Annotated in this window: 14 protein-coding genes; 9 read left to right on the top strand and 5 right to left on the bottom strand. The window is 67.5% G+C overall.

Annotation, left to right across the window (positions count from 1 at the left end; all coding sequences use genetic code 11):
• Window position 1: 1 nt before the first annotated feature.
• Entirely contained in the window at window positions 2-538 is a 537-nt protein-coding gene (locus PA6_RS15965) for an iron transporter (RefSeq protein ID WP_021701975.1), read from the bottom strand.
• A 172-nt stretch (window positions 539-710) separates the two neighbouring features.
• Here PA6_RS15965 and PA6_RS15960 point away from each other — a divergent pair, with 172 nt between their 5' ends.
• From PA6_RS15960 to PA6_RS15950, 3 genes are all read left to right on the top strand, one after another.
• Window positions 711-932 carry a hypothetical protein gene (locus PA6_RS15960; protein WP_021701974.1) on the top strand — a complete coding sequence of 74 codons (222 nt, stop codon included), beginning with the start codon at window positions 711-713 and terminating at the stop codon, window positions 930-932.
• A gap of 92 nt (window positions 933-1024) precedes the next feature.
• On the top strand, window positions 1025-1396 hold the full coding sequence (locus tag PA6_RS15955; RefSeq protein ID WP_021701973.1) for an antitoxin Xre/MbcA/ParS toxin-binding domain-containing protein: 372 nt from the start codon (window positions 1025-1027) through the stop codon (window positions 1394-1396).
• A gap of 93 nt (window positions 1397-1489) precedes the next feature.
• Complete coding sequence (locus tag PA6_RS15950) at window positions 1490-2242, top strand: RES family NAD+ phosphorylase (protein WP_021701972.1); 753 nt, start codon at window positions 1490-1492, stop codon at window positions 2240-2242.
• Here PA6_RS15950 and PA6_RS15945 read toward each other — a convergent pair whose 3' ends face one another.
• Window positions 2243-2707, bottom strand: coding sequence for a copper chaperone PCu(A)C (locus PA6_RS15945; RefSeq protein ID WP_021701971.1), 465 nt, complete (start codon window positions 2705-2707; stop codon window positions 2243-2245).
• 498 nt (window positions 2708-3205) lie between these two features.
• Between PA6_RS15945 and PA6_RS15940 the strand changes: the two genes are divergently transcribed.
• Together PA6_RS15940 and rmuC are read left to right on the top strand one after the other, a co-directional pair.
• Entirely contained in the window at window positions 3206-3619 is a 414-nt protein-coding gene (locus PA6_RS15940; RefSeq protein ID WP_021701970.1) for a tetratricopeptide repeat protein, read from the top strand.
• Between the two features lie 54 nt (window positions 3620-3673).
• A complete protein-coding gene (rmuC, locus tag PA6_RS15935) occupies window positions 3674-5161 on the top strand; it encodes a DNA recombination protein RmuC (protein WP_021701969.1) in 1488 nt (495 codons plus the stop codon).
• Between the two features lies 1 nt (window position 5162).
• Here rmuC and PA6_RS15930 read toward each other — a convergent pair whose 3' ends face one another.
• From PA6_RS15930 to PA6_RS15920, 3 genes are all read right to left on the bottom strand, one after another.
• On the bottom strand, window positions 5163-6419 hold the full coding sequence (locus PA6_RS15930; protein WP_021701968.1) for an MgtC/SapB family protein: 1257 nt from the start codon (window positions 6417-6419) through the stop codon (window positions 5163-5165).
• A gap of 68 nt (window positions 6420-6487) precedes the next feature.
• Window positions 6488-7186 (bottom strand): pirin family protein, encoded by a 699-nt coding sequence (locus tag PA6_RS15925; RefSeq protein ID WP_021701967.1) that lies wholly within the window; start codon window positions 7184-7186, stop codon window positions 6488-6490.
• A gap of 198 nt (window positions 7187-7384) precedes the next feature.
• A complete protein-coding gene (locus tag PA6_RS15920; RefSeq protein ID WP_021701966.1) occupies window positions 7385-10855 on the bottom strand; it encodes a hybrid sensor histidine kinase/response regulator in 3471 nt (1156 codons plus the stop codon).
• Between the two features lie 165 nt (window positions 10856-11020).
• Between PA6_RS15920 and PA6_RS15915 the strand changes: the two genes are divergently transcribed.
• The 4 genes from PA6_RS15915 (at window position 11021) to PA6_RS15900 (ending at window position 13515) form a co-directional block, all read left to right on the top strand.
• On the top strand, window positions 11021-11590 hold the full coding sequence (locus tag PA6_RS15915; protein WP_021701965.1) for a GNAT family N-acetyltransferase: 570 nt from the start codon (window positions 11021-11023) through the stop codon (window positions 11588-11590).
• Window positions 11583-12413 (top strand): AraC family transcriptional regulator, encoded by an 831-nt coding sequence (locus PA6_RS15910; protein WP_021701964.1) that lies wholly within the window; start codon window positions 11583-11585, stop codon window positions 12411-12413. The genes PA6_RS15915 and PA6_RS15910 overlap by 8 nt, the downstream gene beginning before the upstream one ends.
• A gap of 62 nt (window positions 12414-12475) precedes the next feature.
• On the top strand, window positions 12476-13186 hold the full coding sequence (locus PA6_RS15905; RefSeq protein WP_021701963.1) for an AzlC family ABC transporter permease: 711 nt from the start codon (window positions 12476-12478) through the stop codon (window positions 13184-13186).
• Complete coding sequence (locus PA6_RS15900; RefSeq protein WP_021701962.1) at window positions 13186-13515, top strand: AzlD domain-containing protein; 330 nt, start codon at window positions 13186-13188, stop codon at window positions 13513-13515. The genes PA6_RS15905 and PA6_RS15900 overlap by 1 nt, the downstream gene beginning before the upstream one ends.
• Window positions 13516-13574 lie beyond the last annotated feature (59 nt).

The following is a 13574-nucleotide window of genomic DNA, read 5'->3' as shown; positions in this document are numbered from 1 at the left end:
GTCAGTAGCCGCCTTTCTTGCCGATGCCGGCGTAGGTGAAGCTGTAGGTCAGTTCGCAGGGCTCGAACCAGGCGGCCACGCCGGTCTCCTTGTCGGTGTGGCGGCCGAAGGCGTGCTGGTGATGGCCGCCGGGTGGCGCCACGCGGTAGGTCAGTTGGTACTGACCGGGACCGTCCAGCTTGACGTTGTCGCCATAGTGCGGGCCGTCGCTGGCGACCATGGCGTGGAAGTCGCCCTGGATGGTCTTGTCGCTGCCCACCCGTTGCAGACGGTAGGTGATCAACAGATAGGGCACGAAGCTGCCTTCCTGGAAGCCGTGGCGATTGTTCTCCAGGGCGCTGATGTCCGCCTCCATGTGCACGTCGGACTCGGCGGCCGGGCGCATCATGCCGGGCGGGTCCATCTCGATCGGCTGCAGGTACACCGCACCGACCTCCATGCCGGCGCACTGCTGGGGTTCGCCGATGGGGTATTCGCGGGCCGAGGCGAGAGGGATGGCGAACAGGGCGGCGAGGGGGAGCAGGGACAGGGGCTTCATGCTGCGTTCTTCCTTAGCGGGGAATGTTGGCCGCAGCTTAGGAAGTCTTAAACTAATCAATAATGATTCTCGTCAATTTTATCGAGGCATCGGTGATACCCAGACGGAGGTATGGCCTTGCAGGGCGCGATGGGCGATGTTGCCGACAACCCATCGCCCCAGAGTTCGCCCCATGACGGATCAGGACGCCCTGCTGACTGCTGTACTGCTGACCCACCGCAATCAGGTCGCCCTGGCCGAGTCGGTGCAGCTGATCTCCCGCTGGTTTCAGCAAAACGGACTGGCAACCGTGCCCCAGGCGCTGCAGGGGCACCTGGAGCAGGTGGTGAACAATTCCCTGCAGATCAACCGGCTGCTGGAGGCCCTGGAGACGGCAGCCCAGCGCGCCCCCTGAGGCGGCTTGGGGGCTTTTCCGTGATCATCTTTGTGCTGTCTGTTTGCTGATAATTTGCTATGTTTGTTGCAAACAGACATCGCGAGGCAATCATGAGCGCACTCAGCAAGCCAGGTGTCGATGCCGGCTCCGTCCTGCTCAAGGCCCTGCTCAACAGCCGTGAGCAGCTGGGCCTGACCCAGCAGGAGCTGGCGGCGATAGTCGGCGTCAACCGTTCCGCCATCAGTCGCTGGAGCGACAGTGGCGGCCTGCGTCCGGAGAGCAAGACCGGTGAGCTGGCCTTGCTGCTGATCCGCGCCTATCGCGCCCTGTTCGCCCTGTTCGGCGGCAATCTGCAGGACATGCGACATTTCCTGCGCACCGAGAACCGCCATCTGGCCGGCGTGCCTTTGCAGCAGATGGGGCAGGTACAGGGGCTGGTGCGGGTGGTCGAGTACCTGGACGCCATCCGCGGCAAGGTCTGAGGGCCTCACTCATGTCCCCGGCGGTTGCGCGCTGAATGGCTTCCGACTCTTATTCCCGACGCCTCCCGCAGCGAGGCTAAGCGAGTTCCCGATATGGATATCTGGCAGGCCTGTGCCGGCGTAGAGCAGATCATTCCCCTGCGCGGCCGCCTGGTGCGCCTGGTCGAGAACCAGGGCCAGGTGGCGACCCTGCAGCTGGTGGATACGCTGGAGGAGCAGGCGCTGCTCGAGCAGTTGCTGGAAAGCAGCAAGCCGCCGCTGCCGCCCGGTGACGAGCCGCTGCACTACCTGTTGCGCACGCCGTTTCGCTACCCGCCGCTGCGCTGGGGCTCGCGTTTCGGTAGGCGCCATGAGCCGAGCCTGTTCTACGCCGCCTGCCGGCTGGAGACGGCGATGGCCGAGACGGCCTTCTATCGTTTCGTGCTGTGGTACGGCATGGTCGAGCCGCCGCCGAGCGGGCGCATCCTTTCCGAGCATTCGTCCTTCGAGGCGCGCTACCAGGTGCAGCGCGGGGTACGCCTGCAGCTGCCGCCATTCGACGGCCATCGCGCGCTGCTGACCCATCGCAGCGACTATCGCGCCACCCACAGTCTGGGCAGCGCGATGCGCGAAGCGGGGGTGGAAGCGTTCGAGTATCCCTCGGCACGCTGCCCGCAGGGGGGCAACAACGTTGCCCTGTATGCGCCGACGGCGTTCAGCGAGAAGCGGCCGCGCAACCTGCAGCCCTGGCTATGCGAAACCACGGCAGGCTACGTGGCCTTCAAGAACGCCCAGGCGCCCGAGCCGCCGCGCCTGTTTGCCCTTGAACTCTATCTCGAGGATGGCGTGCTGCCGCAGCCAGCCTGATCAGTGAGCGTGCCCGGCAGCGGGCGCGTCCTTCTGTACGGCGACTTCGACCTGGACTTCTCCGGCTTTCTCGAAGCGCAGAGTCATGGGGAAGCGCTCACCATCCTTCAGCTGCTGTTTCACGCCGAACAGCATGACGTGGTAGCCCATGGGCACGAATTTCACCTCGCCGCCGGCGGGTACATCCACGCCCTGCACCTGCTGCATTTTCATTAGACCGTCCTTGTGCACATGTTCGTGGATCTCGGTCTTTTGCGCCTGCGGGCTGCTGGCGGAGACCAGGCGGTCGGCTGTGTCGCTTTGGTTGTGCAGAACGAAGAAGGCGGCAGCATTGGGCGCGCTGGGCGGCATCTCGCGAGACCAGGGGTGGTCGATCTCGATCTTGCCCGCTTTATATTCGTGGGCCTGGGCCAGCAGCGGTGTGCTCAGCAGACCGGCCAGTAGCAGAAGCGTGCGCAGTTTCATGGAGTGATTCCTTGTACCGGGGCTCGGATCGATGAGCTCGCGGGAAGCTGAATGTGGTGCCGCAGCACCGGGCCCGGGCGACTCTAGCACTGCTGCCGAGCCGGGATAATCCCCCGCGGATGCGCCCCGATGTCGCGGTCCGATCGCTCCGAAACGGGGCAGGCCCCGTGGCAGAGCGTCGCAGTTGTGCACAATCGCGAGGCAGGCTGTCAACTTCCTGTCATAACCCGGCGTAAGCCCCTGATTCTCGTTGGCTATTTTTTAATTTATTGAAAAATAAGGATTTTTTTAATTGGTGAAAAAATCACCAGTTTGACCGGGAGCCGCGTTTCTTCGGGGTTGAGAAGGTTTTTCACCCAGTTGTCCACGGAGTTATCCACAGCTTCTGTGGATGTTTTAGAGCCTTTGTTCTAGAGCGCTTTTCGCCGCGCTTGGCAAGTCTTTACCGGGAAAAAAAAGAGAGTAGAGTGGCGCGCCCCGTTGTCAGCCAATGCTTACATGAAGTCTCGCGCCCTGTTTGTCAGCCCGTCGCAACCCGTGCCACCGAAACGTCTGCCGCTGCGCCTGGCCCTCTGGCTGCTCGACCGCCCGCGTCTGGGCCATCACGCCAGCGTCAAGCGTCTCGCCGGGCGTTTGCTCAAGCAGCCGGCACGTCAGGGCGTGGTCATCGCCCAGAGCCGTCTGGGCCAGTTGCTGTGCCGCGACTGTGGCAACGCCCGCGATCGGCGCATCGGCTTGGAGCTGCTGCGCCAGGCCGCGCGTTCCGGCGACCTACGGGCCCAGCTGGAACTCGGCCGGCACTACTGCCAGCCGCGCCAGCGCGAGCCGCTGCAGGCCCGCCACTGGCTGGAGGCCGCCGCCGCCCAGGGCTCCCACGAAGCCGCCCGGCTGTTGCAGCGCCTCAACCCCTGAGCCGCGCGCGGGTATACTGCCGGGCAGTTTTCCCATCGCCCGCGAGTCTGTCCCGTGCCCTTTGCATTCGTTCTCGATCCGACCAATCTGCTCCTCGGCCTGCTGCTGGGTGCCGCACCGCTGGCCGTGCTGGCCTGGAATCTCCAGCGTGCCCAGGCCGGCCATGCCGCCGAGCGCCTGCTGCTGGAAGAGCGCCTGAGCCAGGCGCGCCTGGCCCAGGAGGGCTTGTCGGTGCAGCTTGAGGGTCTGCAGGATGATTTGCGCGCGCAGCAGCAGGAGAGCAGCCAGCAGCAGGCCGAGCTGGCGGCGCTGCGCCGCGAGCGCGAGCTGCTTGGGCGCGAACGCGAGACCGCGCAGGCCGCCGCCCAGGAGTGGGCCCGTGAACGGGAACAGAAGGAGAGCCAGCTGCGCCAGCTGGACAGCCAGCGTGCCGCTCTTGCCGCCGAGCTGCGCGAGCAGCAGGAGCATCAGCAGCAGCGCCTGGCCGACCTGCAGGGCGCCCGCGACGAGTTGCGCGCGCAGTTCGCCGAGCTGGCCGGAAAGATCTTCGACGAGCGCGAGCAGCGCTTCGCCGAAACCAGCCAGCAGCGCCTGGGCCAGCTGCTCGATCCGCTCAAGGAACGCATCCAGGCCTTCGAGAAGCGCGTCGAGGAGAGCTACCAGAACGAGGCGCGCGAGCGTTTCTCCCTGGCCAAGGAGCTGGAGCGTCTGCAGCAGCTCAACCAGCGCCTGGGCGACGAGGCGACCAACCTGACCCGTGCGCTCAAGGGCCAGAAGACCCAGGGCAACTGGGGCGAGCTGGTGCTGGAACGGGTGCTGGAGCATGCCGGCCTGGAGAAGGGCCGCGAATACCAGACCCAGGTCAGCCTCAAGGGCAGCGACGGCGAGCGCTTCCAGCCGGACGTGCTGATCCAGCTGCCGGGCGACAAGCAGGTGGTGGTCGATGCCAAGGTCAGCCTGACCGCCTACCAGGCGCTGATCGCCGCCGAGGACGAGGAAGGCCGCGCGGCCGCGCTGAAACAGCACGTGCTGAGCCTGCGCAGCCACCTCAAGGGCCTCTCGGTAAAGGACTACCAGCGCCTGGAAGGCCTGCACAGCCTGGACTTCGTGCTGCTCTTCGTGCCCATCGAGGCGGCTTTTGCCGCTGCCCTGCAGGCCGATCCGGGGCTGTTCCAGGAAGCCTTCGAGCAGCACATCGTGATCGTCAGCCCAACCACCCTGCTGGCCACCCTGCGGGTGATCGACAGCCTGTGGCGCCAGGAGCGGCAGAGCCAGAATGCCCGCGACATCGCCGAGCGCGCCGGCCAGCTGTACGACAAGTTCGTCGCCTTCATCGGCGACCTGGACGAAGTCGGCAGCCGCCTCAAGCAGCTCGACAAGGCCTACGACGCGGCGCGCAACAAACTGTGCGAAGGTCGCGGCAACCTGATCAACCGGGTCGAGAACCTCAAGCTGCTCGGCGCCCGCGCCAGCAAGAGCCTGCCGGCCGAGCTGATCGAGCGTGCCTCCGGTGTGCCGCAGTTGGACGAGGCGGGCGAGTAGGTCAGACCAGCAGCAGGGCCGCCAGGCCCAGCAGCAGGCCCAGGCCCATCACCGGCAGGGTACGCAGGGCCAGTTCGCGGCCGCCGATCAGGGCGATCAGCCCGGCCTTGACCAGGCTGTTGCTGAACGCCGCGAGGTAAATGCCCTGCACCGCCAGTTCCGCCGCCATGTCGCCCTTGGCGCTGCGCGCCAGCGACAGGGTGATGGCGTCCACGTCCGATAGCCCCGAGAGAATCGCCACGCCCCACACCCCGGCATGGCCGAACCATTCGCGGGCGGCCTCGATCAGCAGCAGGATCAGCGCCAGCAGGGCGGCGAAACGCAGTGCCGGAGCCAGCTCGAAGGGGTTCTTCAGCGGCGGTTCGACCGTCTGCTGCAGCTCGCTGCCGGCGATGTGGTAGAACACCAGGGCGCCGCCGGCGTACACCAGCCCGGCCAGGCCCAGCGGCAGCAGCAGGTGCGGCAGCAGCGCGGTATTGATCAGGCCGACTTCCAGCAGCACGCGCGGGAACATCAGTGCCGAGGTGGCCAGCAGGGCGCAGGCGAGCATGGCACGCAGCTGGCGACCGTCATGCAGACGCGACAGGGTGATGGTCATGGCAGTGGAGGACACCACGCCGCCGAGCAGGGCGGTGACCAGCAGGCCGTGGCGGGTGCCGATCACGCGAATGGCCACGTAGGCGGCGAAGCCGATGGCGGCGATCAGCACCACCATCCACCACACCGCGTAGGGGTTGAAGGCCTGCCAGGGGCCGTAGCCCTGGTTGGGCAGCACCGGCAGCAGCACCAGGGAGATGAACAGCAGCTTCAGCGCCCCCGACAGCTCGGCTTCGGAGAGCCGGCGCAGGCCGCTGTGCAGCGGCTCCTTGAGGCTCAGCAGCAGGGCTACTGCCACCGCGCCGCCGGCGGCCAGGCTGCGCTCGTGGGCGATGGCCAGGCTGCCGAGGAGGAAGGTCACCAGCAGGGCGATTTCGCTGGTCAGGCCCAGGTCGCCGCTGCGCCGCACTTCACCCACATAACCGGCCAGTGCGTGCAGGCCGACCAGCAGGGCAATGGCGATCCAGGCGGCCACGCCGAAATGGCTGCCGAGCAGGGCGGCCAGGCCGCCGAGCAGGCCGACCAGGCCGAAGGTGCGGATGCCCGCCACCAGGTGCGTATCGTCCGCTTCGCGGGCACGCCAGCCGCGCTCGGCGCCGATCAGCAGGCCGGCGGCGAGGGCGGTGGCAAGGTTGAGGGCAAGTTCGGCGGCGGGCAGCATCGGCGATCCTTCGGCACGGCGGATGAGCGCATTCTAGACTGCCACACCGTCTGTCGGCTTGCCTCAGGTCATGCCACGTCGACCAGCACCACTTCGCTGTCTTCCAGGGCGGTGACGCGCACCACTTCCTCTTCGGCGATGGCCACGCCGTCACGCTCCGACGCCAGCACACCGTTGACCTCGATGCGTCCGCGGGTTGCTACCAGATAGCCCTTGCGCACCCGCCCCAGCGGGTACTCGGCGCTCTGTCCGGCGGCCAGGGTGGCGGCAGCCAGGCGGGCGTCGGCGCGGATGCGCAGGGCGTCCGCATCGCTGTCGTGGCCGCTGGCCAGGACCACAAACTGGCCGGCGCGTTCGCCACGCGGGAAGGGCTTGGCCCCCCAGGCCGGCGCCTCGCCCTGCTGGTCGGGGATGATCCAGATCTGGAAGATCTTGGTGGTGACGTCCTCCAGGTTGTACTCGGAGTGGGCGATGCCGGTGCCGGCGCTCATCACCTGCACGTCGCCTGCCTCGGTGCGGCCCTGGTTGCCCAGGTTGTCGCGGTGCGTGATGGCGCCTTCGCGGACGTAGGTGATGATCTCCATGTCGTGGTGCGGGTGCGGCGGGAAGCCGCTGCCGGCGGCTATCTCGTCGTCGTTCCACACTCGTAGCCGGCCCCAGTTGACCCGCTGCGGGTCTTGGTACTCGGCGAAGGAGAAGTGGTGACGGGCGTTCAGCCAGCCGTGGTGGGCATGGCCGAGGGAGGCGAAGGGGCGTACTTCGATCATGGTGATGACTCCGTGGCCTGGGCGCCAGATTGCGCCGCAGGGGATGGAGTGAATAATCTATCGACTATGTGTCGATAAAAAGCGCAAAAAGTACGCATTATTTATCTGATAAATAGATGTTTTATGACCTGTAGGGCGGGTGAAGCCCGCGTGCATGATCGTGCGCGGCTTGCGGTTTTCACCCGCGCTGCACTGAGCTCAGGCCAGCGGCAGGTGCCGGCTGATCAGTGCACGCAGGGCCGCCGGCTTGACCGGCTTGGCCAGGTAGTCGAGGCCGGCGGCATGCACCTCGGCCACCAGCTCCGGGCGGCCGTCGGCGCTGATCACCACGCCGGGCAGCGGCTGACCCAGGCGCGTGCGCAGCCAGGCCATCAGCTCGGTGCCGGTGTCGCCTTCGTCCAGGTGATAGTCGACCAGCGCCAGTTGTGGCCGTACGGCCTCGTCCAGCAGGTGCTCGCACTCCAGGCGGTTGCGCGCCGTCCACACCTGACAGCCCCAGCGCGACAGCAGACTGTGCATGCCGGCGAGGATGCTGTCCTCGTTGTCGATGCACAGCACCTGGGCGCCGCCGAGGGCGCCGGGCATGAGCTCCAGGGTCTTGCTCGCGCTCGGCTGCGGCAGTTCGCGAGCCAGCGGCACGCTGACGCTGAATACGCTGCCCTTGCCCGGCCAGGAACGCACTTCCAGGCGGTGGCCGAGGACCCGGCACAGGCCGTCAGCGATTGCCAGGCCGAGACCCAGGCCTTTCTCGGCGCGGGTCTGGTGGCTGTCCAGGCGCTTGAACTCCTCGAAGATCACCTGGCGCTTGTCCTCGGGAATGCCCGGGCCGCGGTCCCAGACCTCCAGACGCAGCTGCCCGCCCTCGCGTCGCGCACCGAGCAGTACGCGGCCACGGGCATAGCGGAAGGCGTTGGTGAGGAAGTTCTGCAGCACCCGGCGCAACAGCTTGGGGTCGCTGTCCACGGCGAGGGCGCAGGGCACCACGCGGAAGTCCACGCCCTGCTCGGCGGCCAGCACCTTGAACTCGGCGCCGAGGGCATCGAACAGCTGGTGCAGCGGGAAGCGGCTGCGTTCCGGAGTGATGCGCCCGCTTTCCAGGCGCGAGATGTCCAGCAGGTCGGCGATCAGGTCTTCGGCCGAACGCAGCGCGCTGTCGAGGTGGCGTACCAGCTCGCGCGCCTCGGCCGGCAGAGCGTCCTGCTGATGGGCGAGGGCGGCGGAGAACAGCCGCGCGGCGTTGAGTGGCTGCATCAGGTCGTGGCTGACGGCGGCGAGGAAACGCGTCTTCGACTGGTTGGCGGCCTCGGCGTTGCCCTTGGCCTCGCCCAGTGCCTGGTTCAGCTGCGACAGCTCGCGGGTGCGTTCCTCGACGCGCTGCTCCAGGCCTTCGTTGGCCTCCAGCAGGCCCTGTTCCGCGCGGCGGAAGGCGGTGATGTCGGTGAAGCTCATGACGAAGCCGCCGCCGGGCATGGGGTTGCCGATCAGTTCGATGACCCGGCCATTGGGGAACAGCCGCTCGGAGGTGTGTGCATTGCCCTGGCGCATCCAGAACAGGCGCTTGGTCACGTGTTCCTCGACGTCGCCGGGCCCGCACAGGCCGCGCTCGGCGTTGTAGCGGATGATGTCGGCGATCGGCCGGCCGACCCCGATCAGCCCCTCGGGGTACTCGAACAGCTCCAGGTAGCGGCGGTTCCAGGCCACCAGGCGCAGGTTCTGGTCGACCACGCTGATACCCTGGGTGATGTTCTCGATGGCGCCCTGCAGCAGGGCGCGGTTGAACTGCAGGACCTCGGACGCTTCGTCGACGATGCGCACCGCGTCCTCGACCTGCATCTCGCGGCCCTCGATGGCCGCGCGCACCACGGCGCGGGTCGAGGAGGCACCGAGCACGCCGGCGAGCAGGCGCTCGGTGTGGGCGATCCACTCGGCGTTGGCGTTCTGTGCTGGGTTGAAGGCGCGCTCCTGCTGCTGGGCGAAGCGCTCGAAGCTTTGTTGCGCGCGCTCCTCGCCGACGAAGCGGGCGGCCAGGGCCATCAGGTCGGCGACCTGCACGGCCAGCAGGTTGCGCGTGCTGGTCTTGTTGCCGGTGTCGAGGCCGATGAAGCGGCCGGCCTGCCAGTGTTCGGAGACGCGGGTGCGGGAGAACCAGGAGACGGCGCCGAACAGCAGCCAGTTGCCGGTCAGCGACAGCAGCACGCCACGCGTCAGCGGATCGATCTCGATGCCGACCGGGTAGTAGAGCAGCTCCGGCAGCAGCGGGAAGCTGTCCAGCGACCAGCGCAGGCCGCCGGCCACCAGCGGCAGGACCAGGGTGTAGAACCACAGGGCACAGCCGGCGGCCAGGCCGGCGAACACGCCGCGGCGGTTGGCCTGCTTCCACACCAGGGCGCCGAACATGGCCGGCGCCAGCTGGGCGATGGCGGCGAACGACAGCTGGCCGATGGTCGCCAGGCTGGCGTTGGTACCAAGCAGGCGGTAGCAAACGTAGCCGAGCAGCAGGATGATCAGGATGCTCAGGCGCCGCGCGCTGAGCATCCAGTGGCGGAATAGCTCGAAGGGTCGCTCGGCATTCTGCCGGCGCAGCAGCACGGGCAGCAGCATGTCGTTGCAGACCATGGTCGACAGCGCCACCGCCTCGACGATGACCATGCCGGTGGCCGCCGAGGCGCCGCCGATAAAGGCCAGCAGCGCCAGCGAAGGGTGGGCCTCGGCCAGTGGCAGGCTGATGACGAAGGAGTCGGGTTGCACATCGGCCGACAGCAGCATCTGCCCGGCCAGGGCGATGGGCACCACGAACAGCGCGGCCAGCACCAGGTAGATCGGGAACACCCAGCGCGCCAGGCGCAGGTCGCGGGCCTCGATGTTTTCCACCACGGCCACGTGGAACTGGCGCGGCAGGCAGATGATCGCGGTCATGGCCAGGCCGGTCTGCACCAGCATGGCCGGCCAGCTCACGGTCTGGGTCCAGAAGTCTTCCAGGGCGGGGGCCTGGCCGGCGCGCTGGAACAGGTCGGCAAAGCCGTCGAACAGGCCCCAGGTGACGAAGGCGCCTACTGCCAGGAAGGCCAGCAGCTTGACCAACGACTCGAAGGCGATGGCCAGCACCATGCCGCGGTGGTGTTCGGTGACGTCCAGGTTGCGGGTGCCGAACAGCACGGTGAACAGGGCCAGCACCAGCGACACGATCAGCGCCGTGTCCTGGCTGCGGGTCGGGCTCGGCGTGGTGCCGACCAGCAGGTTGACGCCGAGCACGATGGCTTTCAGCTGCAGGGCGATATAGGGCAGCACGCCGACCAGGCAGATCAGCGCCACCACCACGGCCAGGCTCTGTGATTTGCCGTAGCGGGCGGCGATGAAGTCGGCAATGGAGGTGATGTTTTCCTGCTTGCTGATCGCCACCATCTTTTCCAGCACCCAGGGTGCCAGCAGCAGGAGGATGATCGGCCCCAGGTAGATGGGCAGGAACGACCACAGCTCGCCAGCCGCCTGGCCGACCGCGCCGAAGAAGGTCCAGCTGGTGCAGTACACCGCCAGTGACAGGCTGAACACCCAGGCGCGCACGCGTGGCTTGAGAGGCGCGCGGCGGCGGTCGCCATAGAAGGCGATGGTGAACAGGGTGGCCATGTAGGCCAGGGCGACGAAGGCGATCAGACCGCCGGACAGCGACATGCGAACTCCGCGGATGCAGGGATGGGCGGCACGACCATTAGGCTAGGGAATAGTCTCGCATGTCCGGGCCGCTGCGCCAGGCCGACCAAGGTCGCAAGCGGCTTGAGCGGCCGCGGCCGGCCTGCTAGCGTGGCCGGCCGTGGTCGCTTTACCGGAGTTCGTGTCATGTTCAAGCCCCAACCCGTCGCCCTGCAGCAGGGCGCCCTGCGCCTCGATCCGCTGACCGAGGCCGACCTGCCGGGCCTGCTGCAGCTGGCGGAGGCCAACCGCGCATCGCAGCAGTTCATGAGTGGCACGACCCGCCCGGACTGGTACCGCAGCGCCCTGGCCGAGCAGCGCGAGGGCCGCGAGGTGGTGTTCGCCATCCGTCTGGCCGGCGAGCTGGTCGGCACTACCAGCTTCTTCGACTTCAATCCGGTGCTGCCGGCCGCCGAGATCGGCGCCACCTGGCTCGACGTGGGCCAACACGGCACCGGCCTCAATCGTATGATCAAGTACCTGATGTTGCGCCACGCCTTCGAGGAGTGGCAGCTGGTGCGCGTGCAGCTGAAGACCGCCGCCAGCAACCTGCGCGCGCAGCGTGCCATCGAGAAACTCGGCGCTCAGCGCGAGGGTCTGCTGCGCAACCACCGGCGCCTGGCCGACGGACGCCTCGACCACACCGTGATGTACAGCATCACCGACAGCGAGTGGCCGCAGGTCAAGGCTGGCCTGGAGTCGCGCTTCGGTGCCTGACGCCGAGCAGGCGCGCTTCAGCTCGGTGGCCGAGCTGGGCGGCCTGGAGCTGTTGTCCGCGCGCTTCATCGAGCACAGCTTCGCCCCGCATGTACACGACAGCTACGCCATCGCCGTGCTGGAGGAGGGGGCCGAGCGCTATCGCTATCGTGGCGCCGAGCACCTGGCGGCGGCCGGCAGCTTTGCCCTGCTCAACCCCGACGAGGTGCATACCGGCTCCAGAGCCAGCGAGCAGGGTTGGCGCTACCGGGTGTTCTATCCGCAGCCGCAGCAGTTCCGCGAGTTGCTCGCCGAACTGGAGCTGCCGCATTCCAGCGCGCCGATGTTCCATGGCAGCGTGCATGCCGATGCCGATCTGGTCGCGGCACTGCTGCAGCTGCACCGGCAGCTGGAGCACCCACAGGCGCCCACCCTGCAGCGTCAGACACTGTGGCGCGAGGTGATGCTGCGCCTGCTGCAGCGCCATGCGCGTATTCCGCAGGCGCGTGAGCCCGGCGCCGAGCCACGCGCCGTGGCCCTGGCCAAGGAGTTGCTGGCCGCGCGCCTGGGCGAGCCCCCTTCACTGGAGGAGCTGGCGACACTGGTCAATCTGTCGCCGTTCCACTTCGCCCGGGTGTTCCGTCGCGCCACCGGCCTGCCGCCGCATGCCTGGCTCAAGCAGCGCCGCCTGGAGCAGGCGCGGGCGTTGCTGCGCTCCGGTTGCGCGCCGCTGCAGGTGGCGCTGCAGCTGGGCTTCGCCGACCAGAGCCACCTGAACCGGCAGTTCAAGCAGAGCTATGGCGTCAGCCCCGGCGAGTATCGCCGCGCCTGCGCGGGCGGCTGAGCAATATCGTTCAAGACGCCGAGCGGTGCTTTCGATTAGCCTCCTGGGTCCAAGGAGGTTCCATGTCCCGTCACCACGAATTCCTGCAAGGCCTGCGCGACATGCTGCCGATGCTGCTCGGCGCCATGCCCTTCGGCATCATCTACGGCAGCCTGGCCGGTGCCGCCGGCCTCACGCCCTGGCAGACCATCGGCATGTCGCTGCTGGTGTTCGCCGGTTCCGCCCAGTTCATTGCCATCAGCCTGCTCGGCGGCGGTGCGACCCTGGCCGTGCTGTGGCTGACCACCCTGGTGGTCAACCTGCGGCATGCCCTGTACAGCGCCAGCCTGCAGCCCTTCGTCCGTCATCTGCCCAAGCGCTGGCGCGTGCCGCTGGCGTTCTGGCTGACCGACGAGGCCTTTGCCGTGGTCCAGCACCGCTATGCCGAGACCGATGCTTCGCCCAACAAACACTGGTATTTCCTCGGTGCGGCACTGGCCATGTACGTCAACTGGCAGGCCTGCACCCTGATCGGCCTGTTGTTCGGCCAGGCGGTGCCGAACATCGGCGACTGGGGGCTGGACTTCGCCATGCTCGCCACCTTTATCGGTATCGTCGTGCCCATGCTGCGCAATCGCCCGCAGGTGGCGGCGGCCCTGGTGGCCGGGGCGGTGGCGCTGGTCTGCCACGCGCTGCCCTACAAGCTCGGCCTGATGGCCGCGGCCTGCGCCGGCATCGTCGTCGGCGTGGTGCTGGAGCGTCGCTATCGCCTGCTGCAGGACGAGGTGTTCTGATGGAAAACTGGATGCTGATCCTCGGCATGCTGGCGATCACCTTCGCCACCCGCTACAGCCTGTTCGCCTTCCCCGACCTGCGCTTCCCGCCCATGGTGCGCCAGGGCCTGCACTATGTGCCGACCGCCGTGCTCACCGCCATCGTGGTGCCCGGCATGCTGTTGCCGGACGGCCAGACCTGGGCGCTGAGCCTGGACAATGCCTACCTGCTGGCCGGCCTCGCGACCATCCTGATCGCCGCGCTGACCCGCCATCTGCTGGCGACCATCGGCGGTGGCATGCTGGTGTTCTTCCTGCTGCGCTGGTGGCTGGGGCAGATGCCGATTTAAGCCTCTCTCGCTTTGGGAGAGGGGCCTGTAAGTATCTCGGAGTTGCCTGGAAACCCCTC

The organism is Aquipseudomonas alcaligenes NBRC 14159, assembly GCF_000467105.1.
GTDB lineage: Bacteria > Pseudomonadota > Gammaproteobacteria > Pseudomonadales > Pseudomonadaceae > Aquipseudomonas > Aquipseudomonas alcaligenes.
This window is presented reverse-complemented; position numbering and strand designations above follow the sequence as displayed.